General features: G+C 60.9%; 6 protein-coding genes. All 6 read left to right on the plus strand.

The features are described 5' to 3' along the window. The first annotated feature begins 8 nt into the window (after window positions 1–8). The 6 genes from KG088_RS17505 (at window position 9) to KG088_RS17530 (ending at window position 14,551) form a co-directional block, all read left to right on the plus strand. Window positions 9–3,380, plus strand: coding sequence for a DUF6519 domain-containing protein (locus tag KG088_RS17505; protein WP_213827614.1), 3,372 nt, complete (start codon window positions 9–11; stop codon window positions 3,378–3,380). 10 nt (window positions 3,381–3,390) lie between these two features. Next, window positions 3,391–4,731, plus strand: a complete 1,341-nt coding sequence (locus tag KG088_RS17510) for an eCIS core domain-containing protein (RefSeq protein WP_213827616.1) — start codon at window positions 3,391–3,393, stop codon at window positions 4,729–4,731. Window positions 4,732–4,740: 9 nt separating this feature from the next. Then, the gene (locus KG088_RS17515; protein WP_213827618.1) at window positions 4,741–8,691 is read left to right on the plus strand and encodes an eCIS core domain-containing protein; all 3,951 of its coding nucleotides are present in this window, start codon (window positions 4,741–4,743) and stop codon (window positions 8,689–8,691) included. Window positions 8,692–8,997: 306 nt separating this feature from the next. Then, the gene (locus KG088_RS17520) at window positions 8,998–9,636 is read left to right on the plus strand and encodes a zinc metalloprotease (protein WP_213827620.1); all 639 of its coding nucleotides are present in this window, start codon (window positions 8,998–9,000) and stop codon (window positions 9,634–9,636) included. A 441-nt stretch (window positions 9,637–10,077) separates the two neighbouring features. Then, window positions 10,078–11,652 (plus strand): hypothetical protein, encoded by a 1,575-nt coding sequence (locus KG088_RS17525; protein WP_213827622.1) that lies wholly within the window; start codon window positions 10,078–10,080, stop codon window positions 11,650–11,652. Window positions 11,653–11,842: 190 nt separating this feature from the next. After that, window positions 11,843–14,551 carry a glycoside hydrolase family 19 protein gene (locus KG088_RS17530; protein WP_213827624.1) on the plus strand — a complete coding sequence of 903 codons (2,709 nt, stop codon included), beginning with the start codon at window positions 11,843–11,845 and terminating at the stop codon, window positions 14,549–14,551.

Below are 14,551 nucleotides of genomic sequence, written 5' to 3' on the forward strand. Positions count from 1 at the left end.
GCCGACCGATGAAAGGCAATATCTCGCGTGACAGCCACCGTCCGGGGAAACGCTATTCCGGGGTCTTCCAGGTTCAGGGCGGCATGGTCACCGATGCCGATCTGGGTGAGCAGGCGAAGATCGCCCGCGGGCGCACCAACGGTCTGGGCGATGACACCGCCGGAAGCGGCGTTCCGGTGGATGGCGGCGCAGTGGAACTGGAGGGCACACGGCTGGTTCCCGGTGTCGTCTATGCCGAGGGGCGGCGCGGCGAGGTGCAGGCAGCCGGGGAAGTGTCTGGTCCGCTGGAACTGTATGGCGTGCAGGTCGATTTTCCGCTTGCCCCGCCGATGCCGGAGGACGGCGAACACGTCGTCTACGCCGATATCTGGGACCGGATGGTCAGCCAGTTGGAGGAGCCGCTTCTGTCGGATCCCGGCCTCCATGGAGCAGAGACGGCCTTCCGCGCACGCACGATGGCCCAGATCAAGTTCGCACCGCTGGATCAGACCGACGCGCTCGGTCAGCCGGACGGACCGATCCCCGAAATCGGCACGGGCGAGATGACCGTCACCCCGGCCGACCCCGAAACCATCGCCGACGAGTGCGACCCTTGTGCCGACACCGTGGCTGCCGAGCAGACCGTGGCCAATGCACTGTTCCGGATCGAGGTCGTGCATGTCTTGGGCGATCCTCAGAACCCGGACAGTATCCGCATCGCCTGGTCGGCGGAAAACGCCGCCGCCATCGCGCCGGCCACCGTCAACACCGAGGATTTCGGGCGGGCAGGCGCGGTCTACGAGTTCTATTCCACCGTCACCGAATGTCATCTGGGTGTCCATGAGCAGAACGGCGAAATGGCACGGTCGAGCTTCGCCATCAGTCTGACCGAGGGACCCGAAGATCCGGCCCCGCCGGAGGGTGGCGACTGGCCCTTCGTCCGTCGCTGGGACGGAATGGCGGTGATCGATTTTGCCAACGGCAATGTCGAGGACGAGGGCAACGGAACCGTCAGCCTGTCGGGCGGCACGGTCAGCCTGACCAATGACATCTTCACCGCGGAGATCGCCTTTGATGGACGGGCCATTGTCGCGGGCGACTACTGGCTGATCGAGTTACGCCGCTTCGCCGATGAACCCGTGCGCGCCGTGCAGGCCCTGCCCATCGGAATCCTCCACAGCTACTGCCCGCTGTTCCGGGTCACGGACGGTGCGATTGAACCACTGACAGACGCCGAAACCCGCCGCTTGTCCTTCCCGGCGCTGGCGAACCTGCCGGCGACACATGTCGGGTTCGTCAACCACTGTCCGACGCTGTACGACGACGCCGAGAACGTGCAGGAGGCGCTGGATAACCTGTGCTCGATCGAGGCGGCCGATATCGCCTTCGATCCCTCGGACTGCCCGCGCCTCTATGACGAGGTGGACAATGTTCAGGACGCGCTGATCAACCTCTGCCGCGTCGATTTCGGCAACGAGCGGCTTCTGCGACTCCTGCATGACTGGGGCGTGGTCTGCGGGGTGATCCCTCGACGGGTCACGCAAGGCCCGGCGATGGTTGCCATCTCGGGGGGCGCTATCCTCGACCGGGGCGGCGTGCTGGGCGATGTGCGAGCGCAGACGGTGGAGCTCAACGAGATCCTGCGCGGCGACAGCTTCCATTTCGGCGGGATCGAGGCCTTCCAGCGCGCGCTCCGGCAGCGCGACGTGTGCCTTGCCTTGTCCATCGGCGAGGGCGGCGTGATCCGCACCCATCTTGCGCCACGGTCCCGTGCCTTCGGGTCGAGCGATCCGACCTTCATGTCCGTCCTCGCCCAGTGCCGCCAGACCCGGCCACCCTTCGACATCAAGGAAGACCTGACCAATCGTAGCGAGGCCGAGCGCGCCACGCTCGACAAGGTGTTCTACGGCGCGGCCTATTCCAAGATGGCTGCCACGCAGCGGCTGAATTCCCGCGAACAGCAGATCGCGCGCGCCTATAACAACGGTCTCGTGGAACGCTACAGGACTCATCTGAACGACGAGGCAGAGACGGCGCAGTTCGACCGGAAGATCGCCGCGATCGACGATGAGATCCGCCCCGAGGAGGCCGATGGTGAGGTGCGCGAGACGCGTTTCATGATGCGCGAGGCGCTGGTCTACCGTGCCGTGCAGGAAACCGAGGCCGAACGCTTGCGCCGCTGCCTGTGTGACGCGCTGATCCCGCGCTGCCCGGAACCCGGTGAACGCCCGTATCTGGTGCCTATCGCCTGCGTCGAGGGCTCGATGGACGGCAATACGTTCTTCCTGAGCGATATCTGCGTCTGGTGCTGTCGGAAACAGGCAATGTCCTGGCGCATGGTGCAGTACTTCATCTCGGAGACGCGCGACCGGTTCGCCGGGCAGCTGCGCGAGCTGTGCTGTCCGGAGAAAGGTGATGGCGGCGTGGATTTCGAACGGCCGAACGATTTCGTGGCGGTGGCCGAGCTTGACCGGCGACTGACGCCCGAGCGCGCCTGGAGGGATGTTGAACGCGGAGCACGGATCCTGACCGGTCGCAATCCGCCCAGCGACTACGCCATCCAGCCCGATATCGGCAATCTCGGGCTCGACCAGGCACGGGCGGCGCTGGCCGGCAACGGAATCGAAGTGGCCGAGACCATCAACGTTGGCGATGCCGAAGCCATCGCCAAGATCAGGGGCGCGACCGTGGGGCTCGACGCCCGCGACCTGGTGGCCGACCGTGGCGAGGTGATGCCCGGCGACAAGGTCGCGCTGATCATGCAAGAGGGCGTCGCCATCGACTACGTCAAGGTCGAGACGGGCGGCGGAAAGTTCATCTTCGAGCGTCCGGCGGCGCCCGACGCGGATTTCAATCTTTCGGAGGAGATCCTGGCCCAAGCCTCTGCCCTGGACGAACGACTGGCGGGGCGCATATCCGAGGCCGAAACCACCGCCTCGGACCTGGAAGCCGAGTGGACCGCCGCCTCGGCCCGCCGAAGCGAGGAACTGGCCGCGCAGACGGCCGAAGCCGAGCGCGGCCTTGACGCCGTGCGCACGGAGCATGCGGAACTGTCCGGCCAGGTCGAGGCGTTGCGCGGGGAGCTTCAGCAGCTCGAAACCGCGCGCGCCGATCTTGCCGCTTTCGAGCGGGAACAGCGGGTGCTGCTGGATCAGACGGCGCAGGAACGCGATACGATCCTGACCTCGCTGCGCCGGGAGATGCCTGTCTCCGCGGTCGTGGGTGAAGAGACGAACTTCATAGCCGCCTTGACGCGCAGCGGTGTAACGAATGTCGCCGGGTTTGCCGAAATGTCCGATACGCAGCTTCGCGAGGTCGCCGGCAATGCCGGGCTGAACCTGAACACTGCGCGACGGCTGCAGCGCGAGGCGGCGGCGATGCTGGAGGGCAGGCCGAGATAGGAGGCGGATCATGAAGACCAGACTGCGCAGACGCATCGCCCGGCGTTCCGGTGCCGGAAAGCCCCGCCGCCATGCCGCGCCCGGGACCGCGGCCGCGCGAACCGAGGCCAAGAAGGGCGCGCGAGATGAGGGCGGCATACTGATCGGCGGTGCCCAGGATCCAGCGGAGAAAGCTGCCGACCGGATGGCCGCGCAGGCCTTGGGAGGCGGGCCGGTTCTCGCCTCTCCTGCGTTCGCGCCATCAGTGCATCGGAAATGTGCCGAATGCGAGGCCGAGGACAAGGACAAGGAGAAGGCAAAGCGCAGTGCCGCCCCCGGCGCCGCCATCGCGCCCGGCCGCGCGACCGCACCAGCCGGGCCGGCGGCCAGCTACGCGATCCGATCCCTGGGTGCGGGAGATCCCTTATCGCCCGTGTCGCGCGCGTTCTTCGAACCGCGCTTTGACCGGGATCTCTCGGGTATCCGCGTCCACGACGGAGCCGCTGCCGACAGGGCCGCGACCGCCATCGGTGCGAGGGCCTTCTCTTATGGCAGGGAAATCGCCTTCGCCAAGGGCGAGCGAGAGAAGGGCGGCGCACCGCTCATGGCGCACGAACTTGCCCATGTCGCTCAGGCCGAAGGACAGGCACGCCGCGCCGTCCGGCGCGCGACACTTGCGGCATCGGACGGCACCGGCGACTACAAGGCGGTGCCCGCCGCGCATCACGCCCGGGTCAATGCCGCGCTGGACCTGATCGATAATGCTTTGAATGCAAGACGTTGCAGAGATTTCTTCGAGGACAATTGCACAGGTGGCGCCGCCACTTCGGCGCGTGACACGTTCAATGCCGCCACGGTCTACTACCTCGACGATCACAGCGAGCGCTTCGGTCTCAGTGATATCCGCAGCGTCGCCGCAGATCCCCATGTCGTGGCCTATAACGACTACGCCTACGCTATCAGCCACTGGGAAATCGCCTCGACGCTGCTGCACGAGCTTTTCCACACTTGCGACATGGTCGAGGACAACCTCGACGAGGTGCTGGCCGAAACCTCGACCGAGACTTGCGGTTTCTACAGCCCGTGGATTCTGGAAGCCAGCCCGACGCAACTCGACGTAGGTGACACGATGAGTCTGCGGGGCTTCCAGTTCGGCCTGACCCAAGACTCGAACCACTATATCGAGATGGGTGGGGTCGACATAGCGTCCTACGACCGGTGGGAATTCGACCGGAGCGCCTCTTGGGTCAATGTCGAGTTCGAAGTGCCCGAGGCCGTGAACACGAACCTCTTCTGGTCGAAGGATGTGGATCTGGTGGCGGTGAACCATGGGACGCGCAGCAACATCAAGACGATCAATGTAGACCCGTGAGGCGCGGCGATGGGCGATGTCAGCGCAACTATCCGCACGAAGAAGCCCGCAGGCCCCACCAGGAGCGCGAGGATACCTGTGCTGCGCCCGGCGCCGACGGTTGTTCACCGGCAGGAGGCAGCCCCGATCCAGCCCGCGCTGAAGGTCGGTGCCGCGAACGATCCCATGGAACACGAGGCCGAGGCCACGGCCGAACGCATCGTCACGATGTCTGCGCCCAGCCACGACACCGCGCCCCCGCCTGTGCAGGGGGGGCCGCCCGCCGAGGCGCGGCGTTTCCCCAAGGTGGATCAGGAAAGCCAGCCCGACACCGACGCCTTCGAAAGCGAGCCCGCGATCCCCGCCGACCACCAGGATCCGGAGGTCCCGTCGGGCGAGGATGTCGATACCGCCGGGCTGGCGAACGACGAGTTCGCCGAGATCGAGGCAGGCGAGCCGGACGATCCTGAAGGCGCGGTCCGGATGGCACCGGGCGAGGCCGTGGCGGTAGGGCCGCAGGGTGGCGACGCGCCTGCCAGCGTGACGCGCGCGGTTGCCCAGTCGGGACCGGGCCGCCCGCTGCCCGCCTCCGTCCGCAGCTTCATGGAGCCGCGTTTCGGTGTCGATTTTTCCGATGTCCGCCTCCATGATGCGCCGTCCGACCGCCGCGCGGCGGACCGGATCGGGGCCCGCGCCTTCACCCACCGCCATCATATCTGGATGGGGCAGGGCGAAAGCGTCGATAGCCGACGCCTTATGGCACACGAACTGACCCATGTCGTGCAGCAGACGCGTCGCGAGCCGGTCCGTGCCCCTGAGCGGCCAGAGATTGAGGGCGAAGACACCGATCCGAGCCTTCAGCGCGGCTGGATCGCAGACAAGGCCGAGAAGATTGCCCGCAATGTGCCGGGTTACACACTGCTCACGGTAATCCTCGGAAAGAGCCCGATCACCGGCGGCCGGGTGGAACGCAACGCCGAGAACCTGATCGGCGGGTTCCTGGGGCTTCTTCCGGGCGGCAACCTGATCTTCGAGCGGCTGAAGGAAACCCGCGCGCTGGAAAGGGCCTTCGAGTGGGTGTCGACGCGGCTGTCGGAACTCAACATCACCTGGAGCCGGATAAAGGGGCTGGTCTCGGACTTCATCGACGAGATGCCCGCCTGGTCGCCGCTGAAGATCGCCAAGCGCATCTTCAAGCCGCTCGTTGACGACATCATCACCTTCATCACCGAGATAAAGGACAAGATCCTCGAATTCATCATCCGCGGCGCGCTGAAGCTGGCCGGACCTTACGGCGAAAAGGTCTGGGCCGTGATCGAGAAGGTCCGCGACGTGATCTCGCTGATCCTCAGCGATCCGCTGGACTTCGCCAAGAACCTTGTCCACGCGGTGGTGAACGGCTTCAAGCAGTTCGGCAACAACATCTGGCAACATCTGAAGAAGGGGCTGATGGGCTGGCTCTTCGGAACGCTTCAGGGGATGGAGATCGAACTGCCCGAGAAGCTCGACTTCAAGGGCATCATCAACATCGCGCTGCAGATCCTTGGCCTGACCTATGCCAATTTCCGCAAGACGCTAGTCAAGCGCCTCGGCCGCGGCGGCGAGAAGAAAGTGGCCTTCCTCGAAAAGTCCGTGGAGGTCGTGAAGATCCTCGTGAAGGAGGGCTTCCTGGGCATCTGGCAGCGGGTGCTGGAGATGATCGAGGGATTCAAGACCACGGTCATTGATGGAATCCGCGACTTCGTCATCAACACGATCGTCATGGGCGCGGTGTCCTGGATCGCCGGGCTGTCGAACCCCGTGGGTGCCATCGTCAAGGTCGCGCTGTCGATCTACAACATGATCAAGACCTTCCTCGAACGTCTCGATCAGATCATGGAGATCGCGAATTCGATCTTTTCCTCCATTGGCGCCATCGCCAAGGGAAAGGTCAAGGACGCCGCCGACTTCATCGAGAAGACGATAGCGGGGGCCATTCCCGTCTTCCTGGCCTTCGTCGCGGCGCTGATCCCTGTGACCGGGATCACAAAGACGATCCGCACCATCATCAAGAAGCTGCAGACGCCGGTTAAGAAGGCGATGACCAAGATGGTCACCTTCCTGGTCAAGAAGGCGAAAAAGCTGTTCTCCAAGATCCTTGGAAAGATCAACCGCAAGCGCAAGCTTCAGGAAGCAGGGTTTGTCGTGGGCAAGGAGCCGCACAAGCTGAAGCCTGAGAAGAAGGGCAACAAGTTCACGCTCAAGATCGCCTCGGACAACCCGCGCCCTGCCGACCAGGTTCAGGCGGAGATGAACAGCGAAGGCAAGAAGGCCGCCGATTTCGGCGACGATTCCAAATGCATGAACGCGTTCGAGAAGGCTTTCAAGACCGAGATCGACGAGGCGGAGACCGCGCTGGCGAAGGTCAAGCCCGAGCAGCAGCAGACCTCGACCAAGAGGACCGGGGACAAGGCCGATGCCGAGGTGAAGGATGCAGGCGCGAAACTGGCAAAGCTCGGACCCTGCATCGCCGACAACCCGTTCCTGGAGGACGAGCCGCAGGACGGCGCGATCATCCGCGCGCGCGAGCCTCGCCTGCCGGAGATCGAGGGCGATGCCGGTTTGTATGCGGATCGCGGCAAGATCACTTCGCAATCCATTGATGCGGTGTCCGAAAAGGCGGGGCTGGGATCCAAGGGCAAGCAGCGCCTGTCGAACTATTACGAGAATGATCACATCCCCGAAAAGAGTCTTGGCTTCGAGGTGCAGACTTACGTTCAGGGCAAGATGAAGGAGGAGATCGCCGAAGGTCAGCGCGACGGCAAGGCGATCCCCGATCCTCTGCTGGGCGAGATCGACACTCGTGCTACCGGTAAGGAGGGCCAGCAACTGCCCGCGATCACGATCTACCGCCCCGCGCACCGGCAGAAGACGGCGAAGGACGCGGGTCGGCGCAATCACAGCAAGATCATTTCGGAAGCCAGCGCCGAGACCACGGCGGCCGAGAAGATCACCAAGCTCCGCGCCGGGATCAATGCCGAGATGCAGGCGGAGCTGGACAACATCGCCGGGCTCTACAGCAGCGATCCAGCCGCGACCAAGGCGATCCGGGGCAAGATCCGCAAGGGAATACGCGTGCTCGGTGATCTCAACAAGACGCTCTACGGTTTCGAGCCCGGCAAGGCGCCCACCATCAAGCGCGGCAATGACGGGGCAGAAGGCTCCGACCTGCCGATGGAGGGTGATCCCGCCAGCGGTCTGCCGGATTTCGCCGATCTCGAAGGGGCGCACGCGGTCTATAAGGCCAAGCCCAAGGGCGTCGGCAACTACTTGGAGTACGACCATGTCGTCGAGGCCACGCTGGCCGAGAAGGCGCGCGAGCTGACCCTCTCCGATCCAGCATTCTCCGGCGGACTGGAGGATGCGGTGGCGGCGGGCGCCAAAGCCCGCGCCGATACCGCCGCGGCGGATGCCGGAGCGCCGCCGGAGCCCAATACGGAACCCGCCAAGAGGGCGCGGCCTAAGACCACGGAGCAGATCACGAAGGACGCGATGACCCGCCTGTCCGGGTTGTCCGGTCCTGCCTTTGCGGGCAAGGGGGTCGCTGGCTACGACCGCGAAACGGCGGGCACCGTCGCGCTCTACCGCCCGGTTCACCGCGAGGTCACGGCACAGCAATCGGGGATCCGGGGCAGCATCCTGGACGGTGTCGACCTGACACAGGCGCGCGAAAAGCTGGTGAACTGGGCGCTGTCGGATCCAGAGGATAGAGCCCAGAGGGAAGGCGCTATCTCAGATCTTCAAGCCGGGATCCGCAAGCGCTTCACCGGCGAGATCGAGGCTCATGCCGGGCATATCCGCGATGCCTATCAGATCGAACTGAAGGAGTTCATGGCGATCAACCGCTCGAAACAGGCCACCGCGAAGATGGGCGCGGTGATCGAGCGGGCCGGGGCGAGTTTGCGGACGCTGCGGCAGGAATCGCTGTCGCTGATCGACTGAACGAAGTGACGGCGACCCGGGGGGCGATCAGTTCTTCGACTTGTCGACCATCTTCCCAGCCGAGATCCAAGGCTCCTGGGTATTCTCCCAGGAACACCTGTGCGGTGTTCGATAACCGAGCCGTTTCCTGGGGCGACCATTCTAGAGAATAGTGAAAAGAAAGATCAATGATGGATCAAGGGGTTGCCTGGCGGGCCTGGTCGTATGTTGGCCGGGATGTCATCGATATTCCTGGTCAATATGAGAGAACCATGAACTTCGGTTGGGATCTGACGCTTGATCCCCGGGGAGTGGACACTCCGGTTCATGAGATCGGTCATACCTTGGGTTTTCCTCACGGAACATCAGAACCCCTTCGCCGGTATTGTTTGGGACGAGGAAGCTGTCTATGAATACTTTGGAAATCCGCCAAATAATTGGCCACGACAGACGACATTCCACAACGTGCTTCGCCAACTACCTGCGAGTGATGTAGAAGGCTCGGTATGGGATCCGAATTCGATAATGCACTACGGTTTTCCCGCCGGACTGATCGTGAAGCCGGAGAAGTATCAGAGTGGCCTGCAACCGGAACTAGGATTATCGGACCACGATATTGAAGAGGTTCGCCGCTTCTATCCTGCGTTGGAAGGTGCAGAAAACCCGCTGCTTGAACCGTTCAAGTTAGAATTTCTGAACTTGGCCCCTGCCGAGCAGAAAAATTTTCGAATAGAACCGAGGAGTACAGCGGAATATACAATTCAGACATTCGGGCGCTCCGATACGCTCATGGTGCTGTTCGAGGATGTGGAGGGGCAGCTGAGATATGTCGAGGGTGACGATGATAGTGGGACCGGCCTGAATTCCCAGATCCACACTCGACTACAACAGGGTCGACGCTATGTGCTGCGTATTCGCTTGTATCTGAACTACGCGAGTGGCGACACGGCTATCATGCTATGGTGACTGTCTGAGAGGATAAACAACCCCTAAGCCTCCAGGAGGGTTTATGTCATGATTCTTGTGAAGGGTGTTGAAGGAACTTGGGGTCGGGCAGTAAAACATTGGCGAAACTATTCAAGTTACGCTTCCCGTCCCTTAACTAGATTGGTGACTTTGTGCGTGATTTTTTACCTCATTGCCATTCTTTCTTTGTATCCCAAAGATGGCGGCATCGCAGCAGCAGCTTTGCCCGAAAACAACCCTGCTACAGTTGAAACGATTGCCGCCGGTTGCCCGCCATACGAATATGGTCAAGTCTCCGCGATGCATTCTTATTTGAGGTTGGCTCAATCTTGTCCACCTCCCCCACAATGTGCCCAGAACCAGCGACCCTGCAATATACGACACGATGAAAATAGTTGTATCACTTGGAATTGCTGCGAGAAGTAGCCATGGAGGGAAGCTATGGACACTATCGAAGCCACTATGAGAGATTACTCATTCTGGATCGGAATGGTAGCCGTTTTCGTTTTCGCCTGGGATCGATTTGGTCAACAACAAGTTGAAATTGACCAGCTTGGGTTGCCAGTATCCCTACGCTTTTTTACAACCCGCTTTCGCTACAATTTCGCTGCGGTTGTTTACAGCGGCATTTATGCGACGGTATATTCTGCTTTGGTGTCCCTTAGCGCGTTTCCCGCGGCGCAAGAAGTTATCATGCAGTGGCTGGGCGCAGTGGGCAATGGTGTGGGCGACCAGCCTGATGTTGCAACGCCTCTTGGGGCCGCTATCGTCGTCAATGGAGTTCTGCCCTCGGTTCCGGGTATTCATAAAATAGATATCCGACTCCGCGCAGTACTTCAGGATTTTGCCAGCATTCCATTAAAGGCTCTGCAGTTAGCTGATATTTTAATTGAAAAACTCGACCCGAAGGGCAACTCCTCCGAACCGTCACAGGATGCTTCCTCATTAGAACAAATTGTCATCTATGATAAAATTAAAAAAATAATCTATGATCTTTGCAATATAAAGAGGCTGCGAACGAGACATAGATATGAGGTATTTTTCAATCGTCATCACCTGGTCTTAGAAGAGATTGACCAGCTTAAAAATGTGATCCAAAAGGAGCTTGATGGCTCTTCTGAGAAGTCGTCGTTTTTAACTAAACAAATGAAGGAGCTCAATGCGAAGTTGTCGCGGTTTTTGGCGTGTGGGCTACTAGCCGTTGAGCCTGATGAATTCCATGGGCTAAAAACTATGTCAGAGAGTCTCGAGCTGCCGGGGATAGATGTGCCAAGCTGGCGTTACAGGGCAACTCACCTTATTATTGGAGCCTTTGTGGTCTTGCTCTTTGGAATTGCCGGCAGTTTGGCAGCTGCAGCATGGGCTACCATACTGACGAACTCTAATTGGAACGTATTGCCTGATCTAGCAATCACTGCATTAACGGTTGGCGTTGCACTGGTGCCGATTTTTTTATTGCCTATAAGTTTTGCAGCCTTTGCAAACCTGCATATGATCGATCGCGAAATCTTTGGTTATCCTGTTGAGCTGGAAGAGCGCATTATTGCTTATGTGATGACGTGTTTGGGTTGCCTATGTGCTGCACTCTTGTTTACTACAGTACTTGGGGTTGTCGCGGTAAGCGTGACTGACCGTCAACTCAGGTTGATACAAATTTTGCCTTGGACGTTACCCCCGGCGGCCGTAGGATTCACATTCTTCCTCGTTTCGCGTAGATATGCCAGAGTGAGACGCAATGCACGCCACGTTCAAGATTTCTTCGTTCATGCACTTGTTGCTAGCCTGGCAGCAGCCCTTGCGACCGCACTCTCGCAGGTGGCTGGACTTGGGTGGGCAGGGCACGTATACATCGACTTCTTCGCGTTATTGCTAGATTTATATTGGCCCATCATTATTTTAGTGGGCTTGCTAGGTGGCACCTTGGGTGCGTTGCAATGCGCAATGTCGAATACTGGCTTTTTTTCGCGAGGAAATTTTATAGGACGTAGAGAAATTCTTTGCAACGTAGATGCATAGAATCCTGGATTCATAGAGTAACTGCAGCACTTTGGACCACACGGTAGCGGCGGGAGGGCCAGCCGACCGCTACCGAGGCCGGCTAGGCGCAGATGACATGCAGGTCCCGCTGGAATACCTCAAGACCTTGTAGGTGAATCATCAACCATGTTGACGCTGAAAGCGTTTACAGCGAGCGAGGAGAGTTCCCATGTTCGTGACCCGACAGCAGTTGATGCAGATCATGCGCCATGCCTCGCATGCCAGACTGGCTCTCTTCGAAAAGCCGCTCAACGAGGCGATGCAAAGATACGACATTGCCACTCTGCAGCGGGTGGCGGCCTTTATTGCCCAACTGGCCCACGAGTCAGGCGAGTTTCGCTATATGGAGGAGATCTGGGGTCCGACTAAGGCCCAGGAACGTTACGAACCCGAAAGCCGCCTGGCCCAGACTCTGGGCAACACGCACCCCGGCGACGGCAAGCGCTTCAAGGGTCGGGGCCCGATCCAGCTCACCGGACGCGACAACTACAGGCGCTACGGTGAATTGCTGGGGGTTGACCTGATCGAACTCCCCGAGCTTGCCGCCACGCCGGAGATCGGCTTCAGTACCGCCGGCCTGTTTTGGCAGAAGAACGGGCTCAATGAACTTGCCGATGCGGGTGACTTGAAGGCGATCACCAAGCGCATCAACGAGGGCTACAATGGTCTGGCCGAGCGTCAGCATTTCTACGACCTGGCACTGCAACAACTCGTGAATGCATTTCCGGCGACGGCCCCGCAAGACAACAAGCCACCGCCTGAGCCAGCCTCAGATTTTCCCCGCGGAGCAGAGGCGATTCGAGAAGCTTCCGCGGAGGCCGATCAGGATGCAGGTGGTCAGCGGAATGTATCCGGTCAGCGTGCTGGGAAGGGCAAAAGCCGTTCGAATTCGACGAGCTTCGAACACAACCTCGATGCTCGGCCCGACACGATGGACTTCCGGGATCGCATGTTCGAGCCCACGCTGGTCGAGGTGCCTACGCATATTCCGCTGGGCAATTACCTGGATTACGATGTCCCCATCCTCGACCAGGGCCAAGAAGGCGCATGCACGGGCTACGGCCTCGCCACCGTGGCCAACTATCTGCTGCGCCGACGCCGGGTGGTCCCTGATCCCCAACCGGTCAGTGCGCGCATGCTGTATGACCTGGCACGCCGCTACGATGAGTGGCCCGGGGAAGACTACTCGGGTTCCAGCGCGCGCGGCGCGATAAAGGGCTGGCACAAGCACGGCGTCTGCCCCGAAGAGCTTTATCCTTCCGACCGGCCCGACCCCAGGGGGCTGAACTGGGAGCGTACCTCCGAAGCGCGGCGTCGCCCGCTGGGCGCGTACTTTCGCGTCAACCACAAGGACCTGGTGGCGATGCACTCGGCAATCGCCGAGGTCGGCATTCTCTACGCGACCTGCGCCGTGCACACGGGATGGAACACGGTAGGACCCGATGGCCTTATTACGATGACCGAGCAAATCCAGGGTGGCCATGCGTTCGCCATCGTGGCCTACGACGATGGGGGCTTCTGGTTACAGAATTCCTGGGGCCCCGCGTGGGGGCGCGGTGGCTTTGCACGCATCAGCTATGATGACTGGCTGCGCAATGGTACCGATGTCTGGGTGGCGCGTCTGGGGGCGCCGGTGACGCTGTACAGCGTGGAATCCACCGCTACGGCTCATGCCGTCACTTCCGGCGAGTCCGTGGCCTATACCTACGTGGATCTGCGTCCGCATATCGTTAGTGTGGGCAACGACGGTTATCTACGCGCCGGCGGTGATTACGGGGTGACGGCCGACGAGTTGCAGCTGATCTTCAAGGACGACATCCCCCGTGTGACCGAAGGTTGGGATAAGGTTCGGATTCTGCTTTACGCTCATGGCGGGCTGGTAAGCGAGTCTTCCGCTGTGCAGCGGCTGGCCGAGTATCGGGCCGCGCTGCTCGGTGGAGAGGTCTATCCTCTCGCCTTCATCTGGCGCAGCGACTTATGGACGACCATTACCAACATTCTTGCCGATGCCATGCGTCGACGCCGTCCCGAGGGCTGGCTCGATGAGAGCAAGGACTTCATGCTCGACCGGCTGGACGATGCGCTGGAACCCGTGGCGCGTATCCTTGGCGGGCGATTGGCCTGGCAGGAAATGAAAGAGAATGCCCTGGCCGCGGGCAAGCCCAGTCGCGCTGCCTGGCAAGTGGCTGGCTGCCTCGCGGTCATCAAGGATCAGCCCTGGCTTAAGGGCCGTGACGTGGAAATTCATCTGGCAAGCCATAGCGCAGGCTCGATCCTGCACTCAGGTCTCGTATCGACGCTGGTAGAAAATGGTATGTCGATCGAAAGCTGTACGCTGTGGGCACCCGCCTGCACCGTCAATCTTTTCAACCGGCGCTATCTCCCGGCGATCAAGAGCGGACACCTCAAGCAACTGAACCTCTTCGCACTCAGCGACAAGGCCGAACAGGATGATCACTGCGCGCGCATCTACAACAAGTCGCTACTGTATCTCGTGTCGCACGCCTTCGAGGACAAAGTCAGGATTCCGGGCTTTCGTGACGGTGAGCCCATTCTTGGCATGGAGCGCTGGCTCGACAAGAAAGTGAGGGCACTGTTCAGTCCAGACGGCCCACACCGGTTGATCATCGCCCCTAACAGCGAGGCAAGCGCAACCGGTTATACCTCACAGGCCCGCAGTCATGGGGACTTTGACGATGATCATCACACGGTGGCCAGTACGTTTGCCGCCATTACGGGCTTGGCCACGACTCGGGTGGCGCAAGAACTGGGCGAGCCTCGGGCAGGCAAGAATCCGCAGTTCCACCGCAACAGTAGTTCGCTGCGGACTCGGCGTCTGGAGATCGATGCACACAGCGAGCCGGACGCAAGGCGGTAA

Origin of the sequence: Halomonas jincaotanensis (genome assembly GCF_018448785.1) — a bacterium.
GTDB classification, from domain to species: Bacteria; Pseudomonadota; Gammaproteobacteria; order Pseudomonadales; family Halomonadaceae; genus Halomonas; species Halomonas jincaotanensis.

Excerpts from the sequence above, each read along its gene's own strand:
- KG088_RS17505 (WP_213827614.1), top strand. The coding sequence starts at position 9 with ATGAAAGGCAATATCTCGCGTGACAGCCACCGTCCGGGGAAACGCTAT.
- KG088_RS17525 (WP_213827622.1), top strand. The coding sequence starts at position 10,078 with ATGGACACTATCGAAGCCACTATGAGAGATTACTCATTCTGGATCGGA.
- KG088_RS17510 (WP_213827616.1), top strand. The coding sequence starts at position 3,391 with ATGAAGACCAGACTGCGCAGACGCATCGCCCGGCGTTCCGGTGCCGGA.
- KG088_RS17520 (WP_213827620.1), top strand. The coding sequence starts at position 8,998 with ATGAGATCGGTCATACCTTGGGTTTTCCTCACGGAACATCAGAACCCC.
- KG088_RS17530 (WP_213827624.1), top strand. The coding sequence starts at position 11,843 with ATGTTCGTGACCCGACAGCAGTTGATGCAGATCATGCGCCATGCCTCG.
- KG088_RS17515 (WP_213827618.1), top strand. The coding sequence starts at position 4,741 with ATGGGCGATGTCAGCGCAACTATCCGCACGAAGAAGCCCGCAGGCCCC.